Annotated in this window: 23 protein-coding genes; 16 read left to right on the top strand and 7 right to left on the bottom strand. The window is 43.5% G+C overall.

Features of this window, described 5'->3' with window-relative positions:
* Positions 1–73: 73 nt before the first annotated feature.
* From C4S61_RS17830 to C4S61_RS17820, 3 genes are all read left to right on the top strand, one after another.
* Positions 74–1,105, top strand: coding sequence for a LacI family DNA-binding transcriptional regulator (locus C4S61_RS17830; RefSeq protein ID WP_103926155.1), 1,032 nt, complete (start codon positions 74–76; stop codon positions 1,103–1,105).
* 101 nt (positions 1,106–1,206) lie between these two features.
* A complete protein-coding gene (locus tag C4S61_RS17825; protein WP_103926154.1) occupies positions 1,207–2,352 on the top strand; it encodes a galactokinase in 1,146 nt (381 codons plus the stop codon).
* Between the two features lie 116 nt (positions 2,353–2,468).
* Positions 2,469–5,918: a ThuA domain-containing protein gene (locus C4S61_RS17820; RefSeq protein WP_103926153.1), complete on the top strand. Its 3,450-nt coding sequence runs from the start codon at positions 2,469–2,471 to the stop codon at positions 5,916–5,918.
* A gap of 431 nt (positions 5,919–6,349) precedes the next feature.
* Here the strand turns inward: C4S61_RS17820 and C4S61_RS17815 are convergent, their stop codons facing one another.
* Positions 6,350–7,093, bottom strand: coding sequence for an NIPSNAP family protein (locus C4S61_RS17815; RefSeq protein WP_103926152.1), 744 nt, complete (start codon positions 7,091–7,093; stop codon positions 6,350–6,352).
* Positions 7,094–7,264: 171 nt separating this feature from the next.
* Positions 7,265–7,624 carry a transmembrane 220 family protein gene (locus C4S61_RS17810; protein WP_103926151.1) on the bottom strand — a complete coding sequence of 120 codons (360 nt, stop codon included), beginning with the start codon at positions 7,622–7,624 and terminating at the stop codon, positions 7,265–7,267.
* Between the two features lie 135 nt (positions 7,625–7,759).
* Between C4S61_RS17810 and C4S61_RS17805 the strand changes: the two genes are divergently transcribed.
* The 3 genes from C4S61_RS17805 (at position 7,760) to C4S61_RS17795 (ending at position 9,127) form a co-directional block, all read left to right on the top strand.
* On the top strand, positions 7,760–8,314 hold the full coding sequence (locus C4S61_RS17805) for a GNAT family N-acetyltransferase (RefSeq protein WP_103926171.1): 555 nt from the start codon (positions 7,760–7,762) through the stop codon (positions 8,312–8,314).
* 176 nt (positions 8,315–8,490) lie between these two features.
* Entirely contained in the window at positions 8,491–8,775 is a 285-nt protein-coding gene (locus C4S61_RS17800; protein ID WP_200820616.1) for a nucleotidyltransferase family protein, read from the top strand.
* 1 nt (position 8,776) lies between these two features.
* Complete coding sequence (locus C4S61_RS17795; RefSeq protein ID WP_103926149.1) at positions 8,777–9,127, top strand: HepT-like ribonuclease domain-containing protein; 351 nt, start codon at positions 8,777–8,779, stop codon at positions 9,125–9,127.
* A gap of 15 nt (positions 9,128–9,142) precedes the next feature.
* On the opposite strand, the gene C4S61_RS17790 is transcribed toward C4S61_RS17795, so the two are convergent.
* Positions 9,143–10,582 (bottom strand): arylsulfatase, encoded by a 1,440-nt coding sequence (locus tag C4S61_RS17790; RefSeq protein ID WP_103926148.1) that lies wholly within the window; start codon positions 10,580–10,582, stop codon positions 9,143–9,145.
* Positions 10,583–11,080: 498 nt separating this feature from the next.
* Between C4S61_RS17790 and C4S61_RS17785 the strand changes: the two genes are divergently transcribed.
* From C4S61_RS17785 to C4S61_RS17770, 3 genes are all read left to right on the top strand, one after another.
* Positions 11,081–11,305, top strand: coding sequence for a hypothetical protein (locus C4S61_RS17785; protein WP_103926147.1), 225 nt, complete (start codon positions 11,081–11,083; stop codon positions 11,303–11,305).
* A gap of 2 nt (positions 11,306–11,307) precedes the next feature.
* The gene (locus C4S61_RS17780) at positions 11,308–11,919 is read left to right on the top strand and encodes a hypothetical protein (protein ID WP_103926146.1); all 612 of its coding nucleotides are present in this window, start codon (positions 11,308–11,310) and stop codon (positions 11,917–11,919) included.
* An 878-nt stretch (positions 11,920–12,797) separates the two neighbouring features.
* Positions 12,798–14,117: a Gfo/Idh/MocA family protein gene (locus C4S61_RS17770; RefSeq protein WP_103926144.1), complete on the top strand. Its 1,320-nt coding sequence runs from the start codon at positions 12,798–12,800 to the stop codon at positions 14,115–14,117.
* Between the two features lie 418 nt (positions 14,118–14,535).
* On the opposite strand, the gene C4S61_RS17765 is transcribed toward C4S61_RS17770, so the two are convergent.
* Entirely contained in the window at positions 14,536–15,543 is a 1,008-nt protein-coding gene (locus C4S61_RS17765; RefSeq protein ID WP_103926143.1) for an SMP-30/gluconolactonase/LRE family protein, read from the bottom strand.
* Positions 15,544–15,629: 86 nt separating this feature from the next.
* Between C4S61_RS17765 and C4S61_RS17760 the strand changes: the two genes are divergently transcribed.
* Complete coding sequence (locus C4S61_RS17760; RefSeq protein ID WP_103926142.1) at positions 15,630–16,163, top strand: DUF4143 domain-containing protein; 534 nt, start codon at positions 15,630–15,632, stop codon at positions 16,161–16,163.
* A gap of 1 nt (position 16,164) precedes the next feature.
* On the opposite strand, the gene C4S61_RS17755 is transcribed toward C4S61_RS17760, so the two are convergent.
* The 3 genes from C4S61_RS17755 to C4S61_RS17745 form a co-directional block, all read right to left on the bottom strand.
* On the bottom strand, positions 16,165–17,406 hold the full coding sequence (locus C4S61_RS17755; protein WP_103926141.1) for a TIM barrel protein: 1,242 nt from the start codon (positions 17,404–17,406) through the stop codon (positions 16,165–16,167).
* Positions 17,407–17,524: 118 nt separating this feature from the next.
* Complete coding sequence (locus C4S61_RS17750) at positions 17,525–17,707, bottom strand: hypothetical protein (protein WP_103926140.1); 183 nt, start codon at positions 17,705–17,707, stop codon at positions 17,525–17,527.
* Complete coding sequence (locus C4S61_RS17745) at positions 17,704–19,107, bottom strand: purine-cytosine permease family protein (protein ID WP_103926139.1); 1,404 nt, start codon at positions 19,105–19,107, stop codon at positions 17,704–17,706. The genes C4S61_RS17750 and C4S61_RS17745 overlap by 4 nt, the downstream gene beginning before the upstream one ends.
* A 267-nt stretch (positions 19,108–19,374) precedes the next feature.
* On the opposite strand from C4S61_RS17745, the gene C4S61_RS17740 reads away from it, so the two are divergent.
* The 6 genes from C4S61_RS17740 to C4S61_RS17715 all read left to right on the top strand — a co-directional run bounded on the left by C4S61_RS17740 (position 19,375) and on the right by C4S61_RS17715 (position 26,823).
* Positions 19,375–21,495, top strand: coding sequence for a bifunctional aldolase/short-chain dehydrogenase (locus C4S61_RS17740; protein ID WP_235010086.1), 2,121 nt, complete (start codon positions 19,375–19,377; stop codon positions 21,493–21,495).
* A gap of 44 nt (positions 21,496–21,539) precedes the next feature.
* Positions 21,540–22,577, top strand: a complete 1,038-nt coding sequence (locus C4S61_RS17735) for a GntR family transcriptional regulator (protein WP_103926138.1) — start codon at positions 21,540–21,542, stop codon at positions 22,575–22,577.
* A 230-nt stretch (positions 22,578–22,807) separates the two neighbouring features.
* A complete protein-coding gene (locus C4S61_RS17730; protein WP_103926137.1) occupies positions 22,808–24,142 on the top strand; it encodes an FGGY-family carbohydrate kinase in 1,335 nt (444 codons plus the stop codon).
* A gap of 10 nt (positions 24,143–24,152) precedes the next feature.
* Complete coding sequence (locus tag C4S61_RS17725; protein WP_103926169.1) at positions 24,153–24,911, top strand: (Fe-S)-binding protein; 759 nt, start codon at positions 24,153–24,155, stop codon at positions 24,909–24,911.
* Positions 24,908–26,266: a lactate utilization protein B gene (locus C4S61_RS17720; RefSeq protein WP_103926136.1), complete on the top strand. Its 1,359-nt coding sequence runs from the start codon at positions 24,908–24,910 to the stop codon at positions 26,264–26,266. The genes C4S61_RS17725 and C4S61_RS17720 overlap by 4 nt, the downstream gene beginning before the upstream one ends.
* Positions 26,263–26,823: a LutC/YkgG family protein gene (locus tag C4S61_RS17715; protein ID WP_103926135.1), complete on the top strand. Its 561-nt coding sequence runs from the start codon at positions 26,263–26,265 to the stop codon at positions 26,821–26,823. The genes C4S61_RS17720 and C4S61_RS17715 overlap by 4 nt, the downstream gene beginning before the upstream one ends.
* Positions 26,824–26,825: the final 2 nt, after the last annotated feature.

Raw genomic sequence — 26,825 nt, 5'->3', positions numbered from 1 at the left:
GTTTTTTATAAAGTTTTTTGCAAATTGTACCAGTGCAGACGATTGCAGATTACAAATTAGGAAAAACAACAGTATGAAGAGAGGCCATCAGATTACCATGAAGGAGATCGCCAAGAAACTTGGCGTGTCTGTTTCTACCATTTCACGAGCGCTCAAGGACTCACCGGAACTCCATCCTGAGACCAAGCGCAAGATTGTGGAAATGGCCAAGGAGATGAATTACCAGCCTAATTTGCTGGCGCAAAGTCTTCGAATCAGCCGATCTAAAACACTTGGAGTTATTGTACCGGAAATCACCTCCCACTTTTTTGCCTCCTGCATCAGCGGCATTCAGGATTATGCCAATAAGCGGGGTTACAATGTGATGATTTGTCAGTCAAACGAGTCCATCGATCAGGAAAAAGCAAACATCCGAACACTCGTCTCGAGCCAAGTAGACGGACTATTGATTTCGCTTAGCCGTGAGACCAACAAGTTTGACCATCTCTATGAACTCTATAACCGGGAGATCAATTTCGTTCTTTTCGACCGGGTACACGAAGAGATACCTGTTTCTAAGGTCACCTTCAATGATGTAGGAGGAGCCTATCAGGTCACCCATCATTTATTGGAGGGGAATAACCGCCGCATCGTCTATGTCTCAGGACCAGAAGACCTATATATTTCCAAAAAGCGAAAAGAAGGCTATCTCAAAGCTTTAGCTGAATATGGGATTGAAAATGACCCTTTGTTGATTAAAATATCAGATTTGACCTTGGAAGATAATGTCAGAGTGGCCCGGGAAATCACCGAAATGGATCCACGACCTGATGCTGTTTTTTGCATGATCGATCCCGTCGCAGTGGATGTATTGACTGAATGGAAATCCATGGGCATCAAAATCCCGGAGGATATGGCCTTGGCTGGGTTCACCAACAATCCCACATCTGCTGTTATCGAGCCGCCCCTTACCACCGTGGCCCAACCCGGCTATGAAATGGGTAAACTCGCCGTAACTCACCTATTGGATCAATTGGATGGCTTGGCTTCGGAAGATCCGATTTCCATTGTACTGGAGACTACTTTGGTACCGAGAAAGTCCTCCCAGCATTTTCAGGTGAAATGAATTGATAATTGTAAGTAGTAAAAAGTAAGGGGTCAGTAGTTAACTATCACTACTTACAAAGTAAAGCTTACCACACACTTCCGCACAAACAAATCCCACCCATGCTTGATAACATCACCCAAACTTTCCAGTCCCACTTTTCCACTACTCCCCTCATTGCTTTTGCTCCAGGTAGGATCAATCTGATCGGAGAGCATACAGATTACCAGGAGGGATTTGTGTTTCCTGCCGCTGTAGAAAAGGGAATTTGGGTTGCAATTCAAACAAACGACTTAGACGTCTGCCAGCTTTATTCTTTGGACTTTGATCAGGAATTCAAATTTGAATTAGATGCATTCTCTCCGAAAAAAGGACATTGGGCAACCTATGTTATGGGAATGGTCGCTTTGCTGAAGCAGGCTGGGTATTCCATTTCGGGATTTGATATGGTCATTGGGGGAAATATCCCTGTAGGTTCGGGACTTTCCTCCTCAGCCGCATTGTCTGTTGCCATTGGAACTGCGATTTCGGGACTTTTCGATTTTAAGATTTCCAAAAAATCCATTGCACTTTACGCACAAAAATCCGAGCATCTTTTTGCAGGTGTAAAATGCGGAATAATGGACCCGTATGCTTCTGCATTTGGAAAAAAAGATAGGGCACTGCTTCTCGACTGTCGATCCAATACTCACGTGGAAATCCCTGTTGAGCTTGGAGATTATTCGCTGATTTTGGTCAATTCCAAGGTAAAGCACTCCCTTGCAGATTCAGCTTATAACCAACGAAGGGAAGCATGCGAAGAAAGTGTACGTATTCTTCAGGAGAGTTTCCCCGGTATAGTTACCCTTCGGGATATTCCTGACACTGAATTGGGAAAAATAGGAAGTATCCTCCCCGCAGCGCTTTTCCCCAAAGCTAAACATGTCATCACAGAATGCGGTCGCGTTCATGATGCTGCAAAGGCACTAAAAACAGGTGATTTAACCGGTTTTGGAATTCTCCTAAAAGCATCCCATCAAAGTTTGAGTAACGATTTTGAAGTTAGTTGTACCGAATTGGATTTCCTGGCAGAAAAATCATGGGATCTGAAGGGAGTCCTTGGTTCCCGAATGATGGGAGGAGGTTTCGGTGGCTGCACTATTAATCTAGTCAAAAACTCAGAATTAGATTCCTTCAAATCCCAAATTGGCGATTCCTATTTAGACAAGTTTGGAATCAAAACGGAATTTATTCCGGTCAGGATCAGTGACGGTGCCCAGCTTGTTTGACATCTGCCACCTTTCGTCGATAGAATCAGGCTGTTGGTCTATTAAAAACCCCTATTTTCAGGCCTTTAGCCCGCATTTCGCGGAATTTCCCTAATTTCCCCAAAATTTCAAAACCTATGCATTTACCCAAAAACCTACGTAGTTTATTGCTACTGGTATTATTGTTATTGATCGGAATGGGCCTTTCGTCTTGTAGTAAAAAGCGAGAAGGTGATCCAAAAGTCCTGATTTTCAGTAAAACAGCCGGATTCTACCACGAATCAATTCCTGACGGAATTGCCGCAATTCAAAAATTGGGAGCTGAAAATGGCTTCCAGGTCGATACTACCAAAAATGCGGAAAACATCAACGAAGAAAATCTGGCGCAATATGCCGCCGTAATCTTCCTCAGCACTACCGGAGATGTATTAAACAACTACCAGGAGGCAGACTTCGAGCGATACATTCAGTCAGGAGGAGGATACCTTGGAATTCATGCCGCAGCAGACACAGAGTATGATTGGAGCTGGTACAATAAATTGGTCGGAGGCTATTTCTCAGATCATCCGGGCATCAACGACCCACATCCCAATGTGCAGCCAGGAAAAATCACAAAAACAGGCGAAAAACATCCTTCAGTAGACTTTTTGCCTGAAAACTGGGAAAGAACGGACGAATGGTATAGCTACAAGGATGTAAATCCCGATACAAAAAAACTTCTGATGCTGGACGAAGCTTCCTATCAAGGTGGAATGGATATGGGTGAACACCCGATTGCTTGGTATCATGAGTACGATGGAGGACGCGCTTATTATACAGGGGGTGGACATACCAAAGAATCATATCAGGAAGCTGAATTTCTTCAGCATTTATTAGCTGGAATCCAATATGCAATTGGAGGAAACGAGCAGTTAGATTACTCCAAAGCAAAATCAAAACGAGTTCCGGAGGAAAACCGATTCACGAAGACTAATCTCTCAATCGGGCAATTCACGGAGCCTACAGAAATGACCATCCTTCCTGATCTGGATATTCTAGTTGCCCAGCGAAGGGGTGAAATTTTACTCTATGATAACGAAACTCAAGAGTTAAAAGAAGTGGCCAAACTGGATGTCTATTGGAAAGCTGAAGTGCCCGGAGTTAATGCGGAGGAAGGACTGATGGGCATACAAAAAGATCCAAACTACGCAACCAACAATTTTGTATTTGCATTTTATGCTCCCACCGGAGACAAAGAAGTCAACAGACTTTCCCGATTTGTTTTCAAAGATGGAGTTTGGGATATGAATTCCGAAAAAGTGATTTTGGAGCTTTATTCTCAGCGTAATATCTGCTGCCATACCGGTGGATCAATTGCATTTGATAAAGAAGGAAACTTGTTTCTTTCCACCGGGGATAACTCTACCCCTTTTAATCAAAACGAATCCGAATATGTCCTAGCAGGCTTTGCACCAGTGGATAGTCGTGATGGCAGAAAACAATGGGATGCCAGAAGAAGCTCAGGTAATTCCAATGACCTGAGAGGAAAAATCCTTCGAATCAAGGTAGCAGAAGATGGTTCATATACCATTCCAGCAGGCAACTTATACCCCGCAGGTACTGAAGGTACGCGTCCCGAAATTTTTGTTCAGGGAAACAGAAACCCTTACAGAATCTCTGTGGATCAAAAAACAGGCTTTCTTTATTGGGGTGAAGTTGGACCTGATGCCGCCAACGACTCACTTGATACGAGGGGTCCAAAAGGTTATGACGAAGTCAATCAAGCAAGAAAAGCAGGTAACTTCGGTTGGCCTTACTCCATTGGAAATAATTACATGTATCGTGAGTTCAATTACGAAACAGGTAGTGCCGGACCTGCTTTTGACCCGGAAAAACCAGTCAACAATTCTCCTAACAACACCGGCTTGAAAGAGCTGCCAGCTGTGCAGCCGGCATTTATTTGGTATCCATATAGTGCTTCTGAAGAATTTCCACAGTTGGGAACAGGTGGAAGAAATGCCATGGCAGGTCCTGTCTACTACTCAGACCTGTTCCCTGCAGAAACCCGCTTCCCTGACTATTATGATGGAAAACTTTTCATCTATGACTGGATCAGAGGTTGGATCAAAGCAGTGACGATGAATGAGAATGGTGATTTTGAAAAAATGGAGGCTTTCATGCCGAGTACAAAATTCAACGCCATGATCGATATGGAAATGGGCCCCGACGGCAAAATCTACATTTTGGAATATGGAAATGGGTGGTTTAGCAAAAATACAGATTCAGGACTATCCCGAATTGACTTCAACGGGGGAAATCGAGCACCTGTCGTAGCTAAACTTGCTGTGGATAAGACCTCTGGAAGTAATCCGCTTACGGTCACCTTCACTGCGACTGCAAGTGACCCGGAAAAAGATCCATTGTCCTACACTTGGAATCTTGGAAATGGTGAGACCCGGACAACTCAGGAGCCGACCCTGACGCATACGTTCAATTCAGTGGGTGATTTCGAAGTAGTAGTGACGGCTAATGACCCGGCTGGCCTTTCTGGGGCAAGCACTCCTGTTTCAGTTTATTCAGGAAATACCGCACCGAAGATCCAGATAGCCATTGACGGCAATCAGTCTTTCTATTTCCCAGGTAAAAAAGTAGCCTATACTGTCGCCGTCTCCGATCAGGAAGAACCTGCAGCCAGCTCTGATCTTTCTTCGCTTTATGTTTCTGCAGATTACATTTCAGGTGTGGATATGGCAGAAGCGGATATGGGACACAAGGTAATGAGCGAAGCCATGACAGGGAAATCGCTTGTACAATCTTTGACTTGCAAGACTTGTCATAAGGAAGACGAGGCTTCAATCGGTCCAGCCTACACCGCTGTAGCCAAAAAATACAGAGAGCGAGACAGAAACTACCTTTTGAATAAAATCAAAAACGGTGGCGGAGGAGTATGGGGCGAAACGGCCATGCCCGCTAATCCTGACCTGAATACTACGGATGCAAATGCACTAGTCACTTACATCTTATCGCTAAGAAACGAGGCTAAGCCGAGTTTGCCAGCAAAAGGATCCGTAGACCCGACATTAGGCAAAGCTCCTTCACCTACCGGCGCATTGATCATTTCAGCCACTTATACCGACAAGGGTGGTGAAAATATCAAGCCTTTGACAGGAGCAAATTCAGTGATGTTGACTTCAAACTCATTCGATTTGAGTCAAACGACAGACTATTCAGATTATACCAAAATGGTGTTTGACGGCAGACCGCTACTGATGGTACCAAGTAAAGCAGGTTCTTTTGCAATTCCTGCTGTTGATATGTCAGAAATTGGCTCAGTAACCCTCATGACAGCTTCCATGGAACCAATCACTCTTCCAATAAACTTTGAAATCAGACTGGACAGTCCAACTGGAGAGGTAATCGCACAGGGAGTACATGTACCGGGAGAAGGGTTCAAAGCCCCGGATGCTCCGATCCGAATGCACCAAGCTACTATTCCTGTCACTGGAACTGCCGACGGCAAAAAGCACAAGCTATACTTTGTCAGCGATCCAAAAGGAGCGGAACTGGGCACATTTATTCTGATGGGAATTACTTTCAATGCGAAGTAATCACTAAAAACATTCCAATACCTTGACCTGTGTCCTCACAGGCCAGTAATATCAAAGCCAGCCTGGATAATTCCGGGCTGGCTTTTGACTTTAGTATAGAAGGTAAATTAAGAGAAGTTACAAACCGCCGGTCCAAACTCCTCATTACAGGAAAAAAGGAAGGCAGAACAACCTAAAAAGAAAAGATACTTTTCATAATTGGAACGTCTTTGATTTAGTGATGATACGACAGGATAGGTAAATAGCTACAATACCGCAAAAAGCCACCCTGATCAATTCAGAGTGACCTTAAATGGTTGTTTCTTTAGAAAACCTATGGACTTTGTTCAATAACAAATATCGAACACCGAATATCGAAGTATGTATACTAACTTCCAGACTTCCTTACTTCCTAACTTCCAGACCTCCTAACTTCCTAACTTCCAGACCTCTTACTTCATCGGGGAAAAAGGCAAAGCCTTGTAAAATACCGCGTCGATCTTCTCCACGATTTTACCATCGGCCTCCGAAGCATCACGTGCTTGGATCCAATCCGGATCAGCGACAAATCGCTTGAAGGCATCATTGTAAGCTTCCTTGGAATTATGACCCAGGATGTAGACCAACTTGGGCTGGGCACCGTCCTTTTCCACTGTCAACCAGTACGGGTAGTTTCTCAGACCTTGCCTGGCAAATAGCTCCCGGGTATGGTCACGGAATCGGGTTTGGATGTTTTCGATTCTTCCAGGCAAGCAGTGGTAAGTCCGCATTTGAAATATGGCGCTTTTTTTAGGTTTTTTATGATCGTTCAGGTTATTGGCCCAAACCATAAAAGTTTGATCCACCTTTTGAACCAAAGGCCCATTAGCTTCTGAGGCATTTTTGGCGGTGATCCACTTTGGATCATTCGCAAATTTATTCCAAAGCACATCACGGGATGCCTCATCCGGATAACCCAGTATGAATGTCAATTGATGATCCGGATGTTCTTCATTTATAAAATAGGCAACGTTTTCGATTCCGTTTTTCTTGAACAGTTTTAAGGTGTGATCCTGAAATCGCTTAATTAAATCAGGCATTTTACCTTCAGCCGCAGTATAGGTCCGCATTTCGAAATACTTGGATTTGATACCTTGCTGGGCAACTAGACTAGCTGAGATCAGCATTGCCAAGATAAGTGAGCTTAGTTTTTTCATTAGGTTAATGGGTTTGATTAGAAGTGAAATACAATAGAAATAGGGTTGAAATAAGGTTGAAAAAAACTCATAGATCTTTAAACATTTAATTTTTTGAGCTTTAACAAAAGCTATATCTTGTTTTATTTGATTAAACCTTCGAGGTTTTTAAAACCTCAAAGGTTAGATATTTTACTTCCAAGCTTTATACAACGCCGGACTCAAAGCCAAAGCAATGGTCAAAAGCCCGAACGTCTCCCGATTCTCCTCCATCTGTGGGGTTTTCATGGTGAGATCCTTTTGGGCAATTTCATCAGCTATCCAATCCCCTACTCCACCCGGGAACATGTAAAAGGCTCCCAGAACACATAAGACAACGACGAAGGTCAATGGAATTTTTGGGAAAATGCCACGAATCCCAAATAAGCAAAAAATCATGGCTACGGCATAGATGCTCACCCAGACTTCAGGATCAGGATCATTGAATTGCCAATAAGCAAAAAGTGCGAAAAGCACCAGCCAAAGACCGAAATAATACTTGTTGAACTTCATCGATTTATTATGTTGGGTTTCCTAAAACTAATCAATTTCAAAATCATTCACCCGGTCCTGGGATAAATGGTCGATTGGAAGTTTTTCAATAAAAAATTCCGGTATTTTCGGCACCAAAAATCCCCACTATTTTTTATGGCAATTCACTTCAAATGGACAGAGACCGAAGCCGAGCTTCGGGGAATTCTCGATCTTCAAAAGGTAAATCTTCTCAGTGAGATTTCCGAAGAGGAAAAGGCAGAGCAAGGTTTTGTGACTGTTCGGCACAGCTTGGATCAATTGAAGCTGATGCATTCCCTCGAACCGCATGTCATAACCAAAGACGGGGAAAAAGTAATCGGATATATCCTTGCGATGACTAAGGAATCTAGAGATTTGGTACCGGTCTTGATTCCGATGTTTGAGCAGTTTGATCGCTTGAATTTTGGGGAAAAACTTCTGTCAGACTACGACTACCTGGTAATCGGACAGATTTGCATTGACAAAAGTTATCGGGGCCAGGGGATTTTTGACAAAATGTACGAACTCTACCGAAGCACATTTGCCAGCCGATATGATTTTGCTGTAACGGAAATTGCGCTTTCCAACTTTCGGTCACTCAAAGCCCATCAACGGGTTGGATTTAAAGTGATCCACGAGTTTGATGATACCACCCAAAACTGGGCTATTGTTTTACTTGATTGGAGGTAAGCTTCGAGCAGGTCAGAGAAGGATAGTGTGGTCAAATGGGAATTGTAATTTCCTCCTACTTATAGGGTAATAAGTAAAATGATTGGGTAAGTAAAACGGGGGTCCCTGGATCCCCGTTTTTTAGTTTAAGGAGTATTTTTTCTAATTTAATCGAATCTTTATAAAGGATGACAAAAATGGCAATCTCACAAAATCAAAAAAATATTATTAAAAAAACCATCCAAAAGTTTCAGCCGACTCTGATTGGAATTTTTGGTTCCTACGCGCGTGGGGAACAGAATGAGTCCTCCGATTTAGATATTTTAATTGATTTTGATAAAACTATCAATTTACTGGAATTGATAGGTCTTGAACAGGAACTGACTGATTTACTAGGGCTTAAAGTTGATTTGATCACTTTAAAATCTGTTCACCCTTCGCTAAAACGTTATATTGACTCTGATCTGATCCGAATTTTGTGAGATGAAAAAAGATCCAAACATCTATTTGGAACATATTTTAGCATGTATTCGAAGGATCTTGACCTACACAGTAAACTTGAAAGAAGATGATTTCCTGAAAAACCCGTTGGTTCAGGATGCTGTAATTCGAAACCTCGAAATAATAGGAGAAGCGACAAAAAAGCTTAATACTGAATTCCGTCAAAAGTATCCTGAAATTGAGTGGAAGAAGATAGCAGGCATGAGGGACAAGTTGATTCATGATTATATCGGAGTGGACCTCTGGGCAGTCTGGGCTGTGATTGATCATATAATCCCGAGACTTGAACAACAAATCAGATCTATAATTGACCAGACAAAGAGTACTTCTTAAAGATTAATTTTGAAGTTATTCTTGGAAAAGCCTAAATACCGGATTAGGCCGATGTGCTTTCCTGATCAACTCCTCAAATTCCGCCACCTTTTCAGGATATTCTGTCGAAAGATTTTGAGTTTCTCCGGGATCTGAGGTTAGATTATAGAGTTCAGTTGTCGTTTTCTCAGGATCTTTTATCTGATATTTTACCAATTTCCATCCATCTTTTTGCACCGCTTGTCTTCCGCCTAATTCATGGAATTCCCAGTACAGATGATCATGCACTTTCTGTTCACCTTTTCCCAAGATCGTCGGCAACATAGAAATTCCATCAATTTGAGTAGGAGCATCTTTTCCGATTAATTCCGAAAAAGTCGGTAACCAGTCCCAGAAAGCAGAAACATGGTTTGATGTGCTGCCTGCATTAACTTTTCCCGGCCATTTGACAATCGTAGGAACCCGAATCCCTCCTTCGTAAAGATCGCGTTTGTACCCACGGAAAATCCCATTGCTGTCAAAAAAGTCAGGATCGGCTCCTCCTTCCCGATGCGGACCGTTGTCCGAGATGAAAATGATCAACGTATTCTCGCTCAGTCCCAACCCTTCCAATTTGGCAACTACCTCTCCCACAAACCGATCAATTCGCTCCACCATAGCGGCATGGGTAGCATGAGGAAAAGGTTGGGATTGGTAGGCGGGAATATTCATTTCCGGACCATAATCGGCTCCCTTGGAGCCTAGGTACGGGATTTCATCACCAAACTTACTTCGATATTTCTGAAAGATCTCATCATCCGGCGCGGCCAGTTCCGCATGCGGCATCACGATGGGCATAAATAGAAAGAAGGGCTTGGACTGATTCTGATCAATGAACTCCAAGGTTTTCTCCTGAATCACATCCGGAGCATAGGTCACTTTGTTTATCCAGTCATTACCGGGCAGGTTTACTTTTTGACCATTTTCCCATAGATATGCGGGATAGTAACGGTGGGCATAGCGCTGGCATAAGTAGCCAAAGAACTGATCAAACCCCTGGTTCAACGGATCACCGGAAGTTTCATTCATTCCCAAGCCCCATTTGCCAAAAGCTCCGGTAACATAACCCGCTTCCTGAAACACTTTACTCAGCGTCATCAGTGTATCTGTCAGCGGAAATTGGCCTTCGGGCTGAACTTCGCTATTGCCCCGAATCGGAGTATGCCCGGTATGTAATCCAGTGAGTAGCACAGAGCGTGAAGGGGCACAAACGGTCGAACCCGCATAATGATGTGAGAAAAACATTCCATCTGTGGCTAGCTGATCAATATTTGGAGTCTCCGTGTACTGCTGACCAAGAAAACCCACATCCCCGTATCCCAAATCATCTGCGAGGATAAGGATGACATTGGGAGGTAAATCAGTCGTTTTTTCTTCTGCATTTTCACAGGAAAAACACCCAAAAAGAATTAGAATTATAAGGAAGCGAACAGACATGGTCTTGGAATTTTTTAGAAATTAGGAAAGTCAAGCCAAAACACCAGCCTGCCTCATTGATTTTTCAATAAAAAAAATCCTCACAGGAGTCATTTTTTGTAGCGACAAAACTTTGAACTTTTTTAAAACGATCAACTTGGCGCAATGACCAAAAAATTAGATTGATTGACTAGTTGAATTATTGGGGTAGGCAGATAATATGATTAATTGAAACCCTTTGATCCAGAGGAGGATAATTTTTGAAAAAAAAGAATTTATTCTTTGGTTTTAAAAAAAAAAAAAAATGTAACTATAACCATCTTAAATTCTTAAATCTGATTATCCGCAATCCTGCCAGTAATTAAGAAATATGCTTTAGAAGTTGCGGCTAATCGTCCACAGACGACGGTCGACGGTCCACAGCATGTGCTATGGAACTTCAAACGATAGTTAATAAGGTTACTGGTAAGAAAGCGGATATACATATTCTTTAAACAAACTTTTGAAGAGGTCAATAAAATGAAAAATATTTCGGAAATCATTTTTCAAGTTCTTCCTTTACCAGCCTTGGCAAGTACTTTCGGAGAGAGAGACGGAACAATCGACACTTCTCAAATCCGTATTGAATCACAAAATGAAAGACAAATAACCCTTGGTGTCGGTAAATTAAAACAAGGAGTATATTTATTCAGCTATCAGAACTCCTTAAATGAAATTATTCATCTGCGATTTATTAAAAACTAATTATGAAAAAGTTAATTATTGTAATAATTCTAGCAATTGCTTCTTTTTCATGTATCAAGGAGGATCAAGACCCTGAATTTCTCCCATTTAATGGAAACGGGAACATAACAGCCTTTTTAAATGGTGCTAAATGGGAATCCCCGATAAAGTTTACCCTCACTGACTCTTTAGTATGCAATTCAAACAGAATAACGATTCCACAGTCATTTTATCTCAGAGGATTGGATGATACCGAATATATATGGAAACACCTGTCAGTTGGTTACATTCAACCAACTTTTGACAAGCAGTCTGCTTCTTTCTTGATAAGAAATTATCTAGCCTCGACTAATGGAAATACACCAGCCCCTCAATATTTCACCAGTGTATCATTTGACGCTCTTTCTTCCAGATATGAATTGGACACTAGTAAAGTTGGTGATTTTCTACAATTGACTCATTATGACAGTAAAAAGAAGGAAATTTATGGGGAATTTCAACTTTCTTTTATTCTAACATATAGAGGCACTAGTGAACCCAACGCGCCTGATCGTATAGAATTTACCCAAGGTAAATTTGTAGCCAAGGCACCGGAAGAATGGTTTCAGTGGGATAAAAAATGTGATCCTAAATGAAGGTGAATTAGACCTAAAACAGAAACGGGAAGAAATTCTTGCGAAAATCTTCCCGTTTAATGATTTGAAAACCATAGTCCTCAATTCACTTCAAGCTACAGTTATTGTGGCTATTCCCAGTTGCCCAGGTCAAAACCGATTGTCTGAAGTAGCTCCGAAGAGCATGTCCCAGTTTTCAGATACCTTGTTGTATTTCTGCGGTTGCCCGTCTCAAACTTTTCTTGCGAAAAGCTCCTTCACACCCGGTATCCTGATATTGTCCGAAGACTCCATCTTGGGCCGATCTTAAATGCACTTCTGCGGTGGTCCGTCTCAAACTCCTGCGTTTAAGCAGTCGTTCCTTTGTGCCCGATGATATGCGCCATCATCCCGAAGGATTTTAGCACTGATTAATCCGTTTTTTGCATTTCTGGAGTTGCCTCTCTCAAAAGGTAAATTGCTTGTCCTTTCCTTCATGCCCGGAAATCTGAATCACTCCGAAGAGAAACCCAAACTCAGCTCATCGTTTTTGGCACTTCTGCGGTTACCCGTCTCAGAAATTTCTCCGAAGAAAAATCCCCCTTTGCGCCCGATCTCAACCTTTCAAACAACGGCCCGAAATCTTATTTTCGGCCTTTTATCTCTTACTTGATGATTTAAAGTTGCCTCATTTACAGACAGATTCCAATTTTTTTTTGAGTTTTTTCCCCACAATTTTCCCCCAGTTTTATTGCGTAAAAGAACAGATTATCCACAGAAATTTTGGGGTTTATCCACAATAAATTGAATTTTATGGTTCCTTTTAGACTAACCTCAAAATTTAATCTCATTCCTTTCCCTTTAATCTGACTTCAGCTTATTTTCAAAGCTGATCTCCCTATTCCTAAACCCAAAAGTCCATGTCCAACCGAAGAACTTTCATCAAATCATCCGCATTTCTTGCCGGAAGTTTGGCACTCTCCCCTTCCATCCTCTATGCAAAATCCCAAGTAGCGGCAAGCGACAAAATCCGTGTGGCACTTATCGGTTGCAATAATATGGGCTTAGGAATTCTTCGCCATCATATTGCGCTTCCTGAAGTGGAATGTGTCGCGATCTGCGATGTGGATCAAAACATCCTGGACAAGCGAATCGCCGAAGTGGGAACAGCAACAGGAAAGAAACCTCAGCGATTTACTGATTTTAGAAAACTCCTTGAATTAAAAGACCTCGATGCCGTCATCATCGGCACTCCAGATCATTGGCATTGCCTGATCGCTGTGGCAGCCTGCCAAGCCGGAAAAGATGTATACGTAGAAAAACCCATGGCCAATTCTATCGGTGAATGTGATCTCATGGCGCAGGCAGCATCTAAATACAGCAGAATCATGCAAGTAGGGCAACAGCAGCGCGCAGGACAGGCCTTTATCGAATCCCGGGATTTGGTCAAAAGCGGCTATCTCGGTAAAATCCGCAAAGTGAATATCTGGTCAAATTTCAATTATGGACTTGGGAATGAATTCAAACCAGCAACAGCTATCCCTTCTGGTGTGGACTATGATTTTTGGCTAGGCCCTGCCCCCAAGCGAGAGTTTAATCCGAACCGCTTTCACGGAAGTTGGAGGCACTTTTGGGATTACGGTGGAGGATTGATGTCGGATTGGGGTGTTCATCTATTAGACATGGCAATTTGGGTGGAAGATAATCCAAGTGCCCCGGGTCATGTCATGACCTACGCTTCCAATGTGAATAAAGAGAACCGGGATCGGGACACCTTTGATACAATGAATGTGCTTTTCCCCAAAAAAGACTTCCTGATCAACTATGACATGAATGGTGGACTGCAAACCGGACCTTATGGCAAACCTTATGGAATTGCTTATGTGGGCGATTTAGGCACTCTTGTTGTCAATCGAAGCGGCTATGAAATCTATCCCGAGTGGGACCCCACAGCTGAAGCCAATAAAATTGAAGCGAAAAAACTCGAAGGAACGACCGAATCGCATAACCTCCACGTGGCCAACTTTGTGGAATGCATCAAAACCAGAAACGAACCAAACTGCCCACCTGAGGCAGGTCGAATCGCAGCGCTCCATGCGCACATTCCAAATATCGCCGCGCGGGTTGGGGCAGAAAGCTTGGTTTGGGACGATGCTAAAAGAAAGTTTATCGGGAATAAAGAAGCAAATGAGTTGATCTTTCCGGAGTATCGTAAGCCTTGGGTTTTACCGAAAATCTAGGTTTAGACACAGCTCTCAATGAAAGATTGAATTAGGTTTTGAAAATATCTACGTTTGGCATTTCATTCTGCCTTGGAACAGAATTGTCCATTCAGCTAAACCTGTTACATACCGCTCAATGTTCTGTTTAAGCAAGGTTTTTTTATTCGTTCTTTTGGCTTGACCCAAAAGAACCAAAAGGTCAAGATTTGCCAAAGCTCCAACCGCACGGGGCCGAACGCTGGCTCGCTGGCAAATCCTCCCACCGCGCCCTTCCGATCAATGATTTGTCTAAGAAGTTAAAATTCAAATGTGAAATCACATTTTAAACGCCTTTAACTTGCAAGACTCAAGTAATCTCTTTTTTTAATTTTTCGAATTTCTAAGACTCCAACAACGGGTTATCCCAACATCCCAACTCCCATACCTCCCTACTTCCCTACTTCAAAGCTATCCTCATCAAAAACGCATCTGCCGTCATATACAAGTACTTTTCATCGGAATCAAAGGTGCAATTTGCCGTTCCATTTTCTGTCAGAATGGTACCGAGATGCTTTCCGTCAGGACTAATCACCAAAACTCCACCCGGTCCTGTTGCGAAGAGCGTTCCGCTGGAATGAACTTTTAGTCCGTCCGGTAGCCCCTTTCTGCTTTCACTCTGAAGCGAAGTCGCATCAAAAAGTACTTTTCCTGAAATCACATTTCCTATATCATCCAAGTCAAAGGCATAGTATCTCGCTTTTTCGGGATCAGACTGCGCGATATACAGGTTACTTTGATCGGGACTCAAAGCAATCCCGTTTGGCCGACTTAATGAGTCTATAAGCAAATTCAATTTGCCGTCAGTATCTAATCTAAAAACACCCTGAAAATCCAATTCCTTCTCATCCCAAGGATCCATACCGTAAGGAGGATCAGTGAAAAAGAGTTGCCCTTTAGAATGAAAGACCAGATCATTCGGACTATTGAAACGCTTTCCTTCGTATTCGCTGACCAAGGATTGAAAATCAGGTTTGGGTGCATCAAGAGAAGCCAGCATTTTCCCGATTTGTCGCTCTCCATGTTGACACAAAATCAGCTTTCCTTCCTCATCCAAAGCCAAGCCATTCGCTCCGGGTTCGCGCTTGTCGGTACGATCACCTAAGTAACCCGAAGGACTCAAATAAAGCGATAGACTGTCTTTTTCCGTCCATTTCCAGATTTTGTTAGTAGGCACGTCTGTGAAAATCAAGGCTTGCTGCTCCTCCAACCAAAGCGGACCCTCCGCCCACTCAAAACCCGAAGCCAAGACTTCGATTTTGGCACCCACAGGAATTAGTGCGTTTAGTGCTGAATCGAGTCGCTCGACGGAGCCGATAGTCATGACTTCCTGCTTAACGGATTCCTGAGATTTGGGAGCAGAACAGGCAGCGAGTGCAAGGAGGAATAACCAAATGGAGTTTTTCATGATGGATTGATTATGGTAAAGAGGAAGTTAACCCAATCCGCTCAAAAGTCCGAATCCCTTGACTTCGCTCATTCAAAAAGCCGGACTTGCTGTTCAAGCTTTTGGCAGCAATTGCCCTTCAAACGGGTAGCGAAGCATCACTCAATGAACTGGCACAAATCACAGGAACAAATGTCCACACGGTTAAGCGTTATTTGGAACTTTTGGAGAAATCCTTTGTGATTTTCAGGCTAAATTCCTTTAGTCGAAACCTAAGAAAAGAGCTTGCAAAGAGTCAAAAAATCTACTTCTATGACGTGGGAATACGAAATGCTGTCATCCGTAACTTCAATGAAATGAACCTCAGAGCGGATGTGGAAGGGCTGTGGGAAAACTTCTGCATCTCAGAAAGGCTGAAGTTTAATCAAAACCATCGTCGGTTGGTCAATACTTACTTTTGGAGAACTTATGACCAAAAGGAGATCGACTATATCGAAGAAAAAGACGGACACTTGACCTGCTTCGAATTCAACTATGCGGAAGGAGCTACGGGCAAGTTTCCCACAGAATTTTCCGAAACTTACCCGAATTCAAGCTTTAAGGTAATTACTCCGGGGAATTTTTATGAGATTTACAAGTGAGTTACAACCCACTCGCCTGTGCATTTTTACCCCTCTTGGTGATCAACTTTTCTCTGATCTTCTCACTTCGGTAATAAGCCAAAGGATCTGCCTCTCCCCCACTTTGAATTCTCGCTTCACGGACCAAAGCTCTGACATCAGTCAAAAACGCTTCCTGTAGCACTTCCTGCGCACCAACTACATCGCCTTCATTTTGGCACTGAGTCAATTTTTCACGATCTACTAAAACTGCTTTTGCATAAGCCTGAGAAATAGCTTCCAAAGCCTGAATAAGATCTTCCAAAGGGTCTTTGGTATTGTGACTGGCATCGATCATCCAGGAAATGCTTTCCCATGCCTGTGCCTTTTCCTCTGCCCCGCCGATCAGTTCGCAGAATATCAAAAACAACTGGTATGGTTTGATGCTTCCCGTGCTCAGGTCATCATCCCCGTATTTGCTGTCATTGAAATGGAACCCTGCCAGCATATTCTGATGCATCAGTGTCGCTACGATCTGTTCGATATTGGTATTGGGAAGGTGATGTCCGAGATCAACCAGCACCTTTGCCCTATCTCCCAGCTGTCGGCAAAGCAGTGCCGAAGTGCCCCAATCCGGGATCACGGTATGGTAGAAATTGGGTTCATACGGCTTATACTCCAACAAAAGCTTCCAATCGGCAGGCATTCCTGCGTAAATCTCCTGAAGCGATTCCGTTGTTCCTTGCAAAGCTTTTCGGAAATGCGCCTGTCCCGGAAAATTACTCCCATCTGCCAGCCAAACGGTTAGACCTTTACTACCCAAGCTTTTCCCGATCTCAATCACCTGAAGATTATGTTCTATCGCCTGCTTTCGGATGGTGGCGTTGGCATTACTCAGCGAACCCATCTTATAAGAATGCCGCTGACCGTAGTCCTGAAAAGTATTGCTGTTCATTGCATCAAAGCCAATCCCTAGACTTGTCGCCTTTTGCTTGATCGCCTGTACATCCTGCGGAATATCCCAGGGAATGTGAAGCGAAACCGCATCAGTTCGCTTAGTCAACTTGGCCAGTAGCCCGATGTCTTCCAGCTTTTCCTCCAAGTTTCTGGGTTCACCTCCGATCGAAAACCTCCCAAATCTCGTCCCTCCAGCACCCAAAGCCCAAGATGGAACTGCAATCTGAAAAGCAGCAATTTTGGAAAGCAGGGAGTCAATATGTATTCCTTTCGACCCAAATTGTTCGGAAAGTAGGTCGAGTGATTTTTGGTGAAAAGAGGAGGACATGAGAGGGTTGTTTTGAACTTATTGGTTATTGAGATATTGGTTGAATAAGCAATTACCAAATTCAATGTTCAATTTTCAAGGCGATCCAAATCCTTGGTAATTGAGCATTGATAATTGGTCATTGTCCATTGTTTACTGATCTATTGATCCAAAACGGCGCAGTCACAAACCAAAGCAACATGCCGATTCCCATTGCCCATTTCATCCGATCAAGGTCCACATCCCCCATAAAGTACATCACCGGAGGATAAATAGTTAATAGTAAACCCAAGAGTGAACCAAATTTCAAAATAGTCTTCATACGGCAAATGATTTAGCTAGTGGGTATTTCATTTTGGAAAGCACGATAAATAAGGCAACTGCCACAAACCAGCCGGGAAGGCCAAGAAAGAAGATTTCTATTCCGTAGAAATAATTCAAAGCGAGGCAAAAGCCCAGAGTCAGCACCCAACTCAACAAAGCCGGAAGACTGAAATTTGAATTGGAGCTGAGAGCACCTTCGGATCGAAAGCCCAGCTTTTTGGAAAAGTAAAAATCTGCAAAAATCACGGCTCCCATCGGCATCAACAGCAGTCCATAAAGTGCCACAAAGTCCAGCAATTTCATCACCAGGGCCGGGAAGCAAGCTGCCAAACTGGTGATTACACCCACGATCGCCGTGATTTTCCAGGTAGGAACCTTCGGAAAAATCCCCTGCAGGGCTAATCCTGCCCGATAAATGGTCGGATTGGCAGTGGTCCAGCCTGCAATGATCACACACACTGCCCCGGCAAGCCCGAGCGTCTGATAGGCAATCTGTCCGGGAGCGAATTCCTGAGAACCCGAATTAGCCTGAAGAAATACCGCATATAAGATCCCGGAGGCAATCCATGCTACAAAATGTCCCAGATAAACTCCCACAAAAGTATAAAATCCATAATTCCATGATTTGGCATATCGCAGAATAGTCAAATCCGACATTCCGATATGCATCGCCATATTACAAAACCAGGCAAAAAAGATGATGTGCCAAACCGTGAATTTGGACATTCCTGCCAGCGGAACTCCATTCCAAATCACCTCCTGAGCAGTGGCGATCAAGCTTTCAAATGACCCTACTCCAAGTTGGGCCAAGCCCACGATGGCCGCTGCAATGAAAATCAAAATCATCCAAGGTGACATGATATTTGCAAACTTGGAAACTTGATTATATCCCTGAATTGCCACCAAAGTAATCACCGCACCCATTACTAAAACTGTCAAAATCCAACCTGGGGTTCTTGGCAACCAATCTGTCAACGTTGGCATTTCCAGATTAAATGGAATTCCCACTGCAGTGGCGGACACTGCGATCATTGATCCTGCCAAAAAACAAAACATCAGCGCGTTGACCAGATTGTACCAACGGACGAGATTTTTTCCCGCAATTCGCTCTAATTGATAGTATAATGTCAGCCGTTTGGAAGCAGCAATGGGACCGGTAATTAATCCCCAACTCAGCACAGCAAGCAAATTACCGATTAACAGTCCCAAAACCAGATCTCCGGCAGTTACGCCGTGAGCCACGAACAAGGGACCAATTACAAACTCGGTTCCTGCGGTATGTTCCCCGGCATACATTCCAAGAAAGCTTTTCCCCCCTTTGAGACTGGCCGCTGGAACAGGGGTACGCTCATATTCATTGGTGCCACCAACTATCGTTTTGAAGAATCGATTACTCATTGAATCTTATTTTGGGTTGAATAAAACTAAATGACATTTGCGACCTGTCCTGCCCTGTCTAAAACTTTTTCGGCCCATTAGTCGGCCTTTAATTTGTAAAGCGTGATTTATAAAGTAAATTTTAAACTCAAGATCGCCGAAAATAACCAGCGCGCTTTTACCTACTCAGGAAAAAAATTAAAAACCACATGTCATCCAAGACACTACAGGATACCTATTGAGTCTTTTTCTGAGAAATTCATCTTATCATCAGTAAAACTGTTATCAATGAATACACCAATTATGAATTTTAAGCATGTAAGCTACCTTTGGGACGAAACCAAAGCCACAGCACTAAAAGGAAATGAGGTAGATCTTTTGATCTATCGCTCAAATATACTTGGGGCCGACCTCCGCATTACTAATTATGGTGGGGGAAATACTTCCTGCAAAACCATGGAATTGGATCCTCTGACCAAAGAGTCGGTGGAGGTCATGTGGATCAAAGGTTCTGGAGGTGACATCGGAACCATGACGCGATCTGGTTTGGCTGGTTTATATGTAGAAAAATTGAGATCCCTAAAAGGGATTTATAGAGGACTTAAATTTGAGGATGAGATGGTTGGCCTTTTCAATCACTGCATCTATGATTTGGATTCAAAAGCACCTTCCATCGATACTCCATTGCATGGGTTTTTACCCTTCAAACACATCGATCACCTCCATCCGGATGCGGCAATTGCAATCGCTGCATCCAAAGATGGAGAAAAGATCACCCAAGAACTCTGGAAAGGCACCATCGCTTGGGTTCCTTGGCAACGACCTGGTTTTGACCTGGGATTAAAACTCAAAGAGGCTTTGGACAACAACCCCGGGATTCGAGGAATCATGCTAGGCGGTCACGGGCTTTTCACTTGGGCAGATACTGCATATGAGTGCTATATCAATAGCCTTGAAGTCATCGAAATGGCATCTGCTTACCTTGAAGCAAACTATGGAAAAAAGCGACCTGTCTTCGGTGGTGAAAAAGTCAAGTCTCTTTCTCCTGATCAGCGGAAATCACAAGCTGCCAAACTAGCACCGATTCTTCGGGGACTCGCCTCCTCTGAAAAACGCATGGTAGGTACTTTTAGTGATTCTGACGTGGTTCTCCAATTTGTAAATAGCCACGACCTGACCAAACTCGCACCAATGGGCACCAGTTGTCCGGATCACTTTCTAAGAACCAAGATCAGCCCATTGGTTCTTGAATTGGCAGCAGACGCAGATCTGAGCGATACAGACGGATTAAAAGAAAAAATAGGTGCTTCATTCCAAGCTTACAGGGAAATGTATGCGAACTATTACCAAAAACACAAGCATCCAAACAGCCCTGCCATGCGAGACCCGAATCCAGTCGTGATTCTCTGGCCCGGAGTGGGACTTTTTAGCTTCGCCAAAGACAAACAAACGAGTCGTGTAGCCAGTGAATTCTACATCAATGCCATCAATGTGATGCGAGGTGCCGAGGCAGTTTCGGAATATGTATCACTTCCGCTTCAGGAAGCATTTGACATAGAGTATTGGTTGCTTGAAGAAGCAAAACTCTCCAGAATGCCTAAGGAAAAACCACTTTCCCGAAAAATCGCCCTGATCACCGGGAGTGCTGGAGGAATCGGGAAAGGAATCGCTGAAAAATTTGTACAGGAAGGTGCATGTGTAATTTTAACGGATATAGATCAAGGGCGACTTGACGGAACATTAGCAGAATTTGAAAAGAAATATGGCAAAGATGCTGTTCTTGGTTCAAAACTGGATGTAACCGATAAAGAGACTATTGCAGAGGCAATTCAGGCGACTTGTTTGAAATTTGGAGGAATAGATATAATCGTAAATAATGCTGGAATATCGATCTCCAAAGCCTTTGAAGACCACACTGATCAAGACTGGGCAAGACTTAATGACATTCTGGTTATGGGGCAATACCAAGTTTCCAAAGCTGGAGTTCCCTTAATGAAGCAACAGGGTCTTGGCGGTGACATCATTAACATAGTCAGCAAAAATGCTCTGGTAGCCGGTCCTAAAAATGTGGCATATGGCACGTCAAAGGCTGCACAATTGCACATGTCCAGACTGATGGCCGCTGAACTCGCCGAAGATAAAATCCGCGTAAACGTGGTCAACCCTGATGCGGTCATTGAAAATTCCAATATTTGGGAAGGTGGCTGGGCAGAGAATCGAGCCAAAGCCTATGGCATTGAGGTGAAGGATCTTCCCCAATACTATGCAAACCGAACATTACTTAAAGAAAGTGTCAAAGTCAATGACATTGCTGATGCAGCATTTGCATTTGTGGGAGGACTACTCTCCAAAACAACAGGAAATATGCTCAACGTCGATGGTGGTCTTGCAGCCGCTTTTCCTAGATAGATTTGCATGAACCCTCAAATACCCAACCCAAAACCCAGTAACCTATGCTACTTGACAAATCCGAAAAAATTGCGGTGGACTCACGCACACCAAAATATCTCCAGGTGGTTAATTTGATTCTGGAAGATATCGAAAAAGGAAAACTTAAAATCGGAGACCGGATTCCTTCCATCAACGAAACAAGTTTTGACTTTTTGATATCCAGAGACACGGTAGAGAAGGCCTATAATGAACTTCGTGACAGAGGAATCATTACTTCTGTTAGAGGCAAAGGTTTCTACATCTCTTCTACTAATATGGGAAACAAGGTCAAGGTCCTCCTGCTCTTCAACAAGCTGAGTTCTTACAAGAAAATCATCTACTATTCGATCATTGAGACCCTTGGGGCCAATGCTTCCGTGGACCTTCAGATTCATCATTACAATCGGAATTTGTTTGAAGATTTGTTGGAAACCAATCTGGGTCATTACAATTACTATGTATTGGCACCTCATTTCTTTACTGACCAGGGTCATCCTGAAACTGCCTATGATCTGATCAAGCGAATCCCAAAAGATAAACTTCTCATCATTGACCGAGCTGTAAAAGATCATGAAAATGAATTTCCTGGCGTCTACCAGGACTTTTCCAAAGACATCTTCGAAGTATTGGAATCTGGGATTTCCCATCTGAAAAAATACCAACGATTAATTTTGGTTTTTCCTAAGGGGGATCTTTATCCCGTTGAAATCATGGATGGATTTAAGCGTTTTTGCTTTTTCCATGATTTCAAAAATCTAATTGTAGATGGGGTAGATGACGACGAACCTTTGGATCATGGAGATTGCCATATTGTCTTGGCGGAGTCGGATTTGGTAAACATTGTCAAAAAATCCAAAGAACAAATGTTTAAGCTAGGCAGAGACATCGGGGTAATTTCTTACAATGACACGCCACTCAAAGAAATCCTTGCCGATGGAATTACCACCATCTCAACGGATTTTCACCAAATGGGCAAAACCATTGCAGAGCAAATTTTGGGCACAGAAGACCGCATTCCGATCAAAAATCAGTTTCGGATGACCCTTCGAAAGTCGCTTTGATCTGGATTGAAAGATTGGAAAACTGAAAAATTGGAAGATTAGGCACCTGGGTTCAACTGCTTCGATATTCGGTGTTCGTTATCAAAGAATTGAAAGAAGGGAAGATTGAAAGATTGGGTTGGAAAGTAGCAAAGTTCCCAAGTTGAAAAGTTGCAAGGTTTCCTAAAGCCGCAAGTCTAGACACGCTTTTGGTACTCGTATTTCGTATTTCGTAAATCGTATTTGAATAAATGTCTAAAATCCCCGTCACTGCTGTCTTTGACATAGGAAAAACAAATAAAAAATTCTTCCTTTTTGACGAGAATCTAAAAGAAGTATTCAATACCTACACGCGGCTCGATGCGATTCCCGATGAGGATGGTTTCCCCAGTGAGCCAGTTCTTCCGCTTCGGGAGTGGATGTTAAAAACTTTCAAAGAGGCATTGAGTTCTCCTGATTTTGATATCAAAAAACTCAACTTCTCCGGACATGGAGCTTCTTTTGTCCAGACTGACGATGCAGGAGAACCAGTCACGCCACTGTATGACTACCTGAAACCCTATCCGGAGGACCTACTGGATCGCTTTTATTCCGAAAACGGAGGAAAGGCTGCCTTCTGTCAACAGACCTCTTCGCCTCCCTTAGGGATGCTAAACTCAGGACTTCAATTGTATTTTCTAAAACATGCCAAGCCTGAACTCTTCAAAAATGTAAAGCACTGCCTTCACCTTCCCCAGTATTTGAGTTTAATCTTCACAGGGGAGCTGGTTTCGGATTACACCAGCATAGGTTGCCATACCGGACTATGGGATTTTAAGAGAATGGATTACCATGAATGGGTTAAAAGAGAAGGTATTGAACCGCTTTTACCACCTATCCTTCCGGGAAATACGCTTTTGAAAACCAAATCCGAACTTGGTAGTATTCCCTGCGGAATAGGTGTCCATGATTCTTCGGGAGCGCTCCTGCCCTATCTCAAACGGCAGAATGAATCTTTTGCGCTGCTTTCCACGGGCACTTGGGCCATTAGCATCAACCCGTTCAATAAAACAGCGCTGACCGAATCAGAGCTTTTTAAGGATTGCCTGCAATTCCTCAGTATTTCGGGCCAACCCATCAAGATTTCCAGATTATTTATCGGCGAGGAACACAAAGTCCAGATAGAGGAAATGTATGCGCACTGGAAGCTACCGCTTGGGACTTACAAAAAACTGAAATTTGATGAATCGCTTTATCAGAAAGTAAGTAAAAACAACAAGAAACGAATCGGCTTTCATTATTTGAAACCGGCTGACTATGGATTGGAAAAGGCAGAATCAACGGATTGGAGTAGCTTTTCGGAATTCACCGAAGCCTATTACACCTTCCTTCACGAGCTTACTGATATCCAAGTGGCTTCTACACAACTCGTGCTCAAGGAAGCTCCGGTTTCCCGGCTTTTTGTGGACGGAGGTTTCAATGCCAATTTCATTTTCCTGGAGATGCTTCGCAAAAAACTCCCTGATTTGGAGATTATTCCCAGTGACTTTCCCAATGGATCCGCATTAGGTGCTGCCATGCTGGTAAATATGGATGCTCAAGATTAACTTACTTCCAATGAAAACTAATTCTCCACATGTTGCCCTTTTTATCCCTTGCTATGTGGATCAATTCTATCCAAAAGTAGGGATTGCCTCTCTTGAATTATTGGAAAAACTAGGCTGCAAAGTAAGCTATCCGGCAGGCCAAACCTGCTGTGGGCAGCCCCTCGCCAACGCGGGATATGAACGGGACACGGTAGGCGCTACCAGGCATTTTATTGAATTATTCAAGGACTTTGACTACGTGGTAGCACCCTCTGGAAGTTGCGTTTTACATGTCAAAGATCACTCTCCTTCCATTTCAGGTTTGGAAAAAGAACAGGAAGAACTCCATCACAAGATCTTTGAATTGACCGAATTCATCACGGATATCCTGAAAGTAGAAAAGCTGAGGGGTAGCTTTCCGCATCGTGTAGGATATCATGCTTCCTGCCATGGACAGCGGGGACTTCGCCTTGCTTCAAGCTCAGAATTGAATCAAACTCTCTTCAACAAAGCTCAAAAACTTTTGGAGAATCTGGATGGTTTGGAATGGGTGGAACTAAGCAGAACTGACGAATGCTGCGGATTTGGAGGAACTTTTGCAGTCACCGAAGAAGCATTGTCGATCCGAATGGGTAAAGATCGACTAGAGGACCATGTCCTGCATCAAACAGAAATCATCACCGGAGGGGACATGTCCTGTATCATGCATCTGGAAGGAATAGCCACGCGAAATGGCCAAAAAATGAAATTTATGCATGTGGCGGAAATTTTAAACCAGGCGATCTCATGAGTCATCCCGAGAATGCCACGGAATTTCTGAAAGATCAGGCCAAAGCAAAATGGCACGACGAGACACTTTGGTTTGTCCGGGACAAACGGGATCGGATCAGCAAAACCATTCCCGAATGGGAACAACTGCGTGAATTGGCTTCTCAGATCAAAGACAATGTTCTTGCTAATTTGGGTTCCTATCTGGAGGATTTTGAGCGAAACGCACTCCAAAACGGCATAATAATCCATTGGGCTGCTGATGCTGAAGAGCATAATCAGCACGTTTTAAGAATCCTTCGGGAGAAAAACTGCAAAGCAATCGTCAAGAGCAAATCCATCCTGACGGAAGAATGCCATCTAAATCCCTATCTGGAAAAAGAAGGAATCGAAGTTGTAGACACCGATCTCGGTGAGCGCATCGTCCAGTTTTTAAATCAACCGCCCAGTCACATTGTACTTCCTGCCATTCATTTGAAAAAAGGCGAAATCTCCGAACTTTTTCATCAAAAACTCCATACCGAAAAAGGAAACGAAGATCCCACATACCTGACCCAAGCAGCCAGAATTCACCTGCGGGAGAAATTCCTCGGGGCGAAGGTCGCAATCACAGGCGTAAATTTCGGGATAGCCGAGACAGGAGAGTTTGTAGTCTGCACCAACGAAGGAAATGCGGATATGGGCGTTCACCTGGCGGATGTACACATCGCTTGTATGGGAATTGAGAAAATTCTTCCCCGGAGAAAAGACCTGGCTGTATTCCTCAGACTTCTCGCGCGCTCAGCCACCGGTCAGCCGATTACCAACTACAATTCACATTTCAGAAGTCCGTCACCCGGAAAAGAAATCCACATCATCTTGGTCGACAATGGCCGGACGGCACAGCTGTCTCGGGAAAAATTCAAAAACTCGCTAAAGTGTATTCGCTGTGGGGCCTGCATGAACACCTGCCCAATCTACCGAAGAAGCGGTGGATTCAGCTATGGAAGCACCGTTCCGGGGCCGATTGGATCTATTCTTTCACCGGGATTGGATATGAAAAAGCACAGTACACTGCCTTTCGCCTCCACCCTTTGCGGCAGCTGTTCAGATGTCTGCCCTGTGAAAATCAATATTCACGAACAACTTTATGAATGGAGGCAGGAGATCACCAAAACCCACGGTGAATTCGGAAAAGGACTGTCAATGAAACTGGCAAGCGGAATATTCAAAAGTCCTTTGGCGTATAAAATCTCAGGAAGCTTGATGCGTTCGGCACTCAAAGCTTTGCCGGATAGCCTGATTTATCATCCGCTGAATACTTGGGGGAAAAGCAGAAACTTACCGGATACCCCAAATGAGACTTTCCAACAATGGTATAAAAAGAACCGATCATGAGCAGCCGGGAAAAAATATTGTCTGCCATCCGTGGAATTTCAATCCCGCAGAAGTCACTTCCGGATGTCCCTGATTTTCGGCTCTCAGGTGACCTGGAGGAAGGTTTTATTCAATCCATCTTAGGAAATAAAGGTGAAGTCCTTTCAATGGATGAGTTTATAAGATGGCTCCCTTCCATGCATTTTTCAAAAGTGATCTCCCTTTCTTCTCATTTCAAAAATTACTCAACAATTACGCTCCCCGAAGATCCGCATGACTTGGAGGATTTGGGATTGGCAATCCTGGATGGTCAGTTTGCAGTAGCTGAAAATGGTGCGATTTGGCTGGAAGATTCCAATCTGGGACTTCGAGCCTTACCTTTTATCACTGAGCATTTGGTGATTGTACTTGACCGAAATAAGCTGGTTGAAACGATGCATCAGGGATATAATTTGATCGGAGGTGCAAAGTCCGGTTTTGGGCTTTTCATCGCAGGTCCGTCCAAAACCGCCGACATCGAACAATCGCTTGTGATCGGCGCTCATGGGGCAAAGAGCCTCCGAGTGGTTTTGGTTTGAAT

Origin of the sequence: Algoriphagus boritolerans DSM 17298 = JCM 18970 (assembly GCF_900108085.1) — a bacterium.
In the GTDB taxonomy this organism is placed as follows: domain Bacteria; phylum Bacteroidota; class Bacteroidia; order Cytophagales; family Cyclobacteriaceae; genus Algoriphagus; species Algoriphagus boritolerans.
The sequence above is the reverse complement of the archived record's forward strand: the minus strand, read 5'-3'. Positions and strand labels throughout refer to the sequence as shown.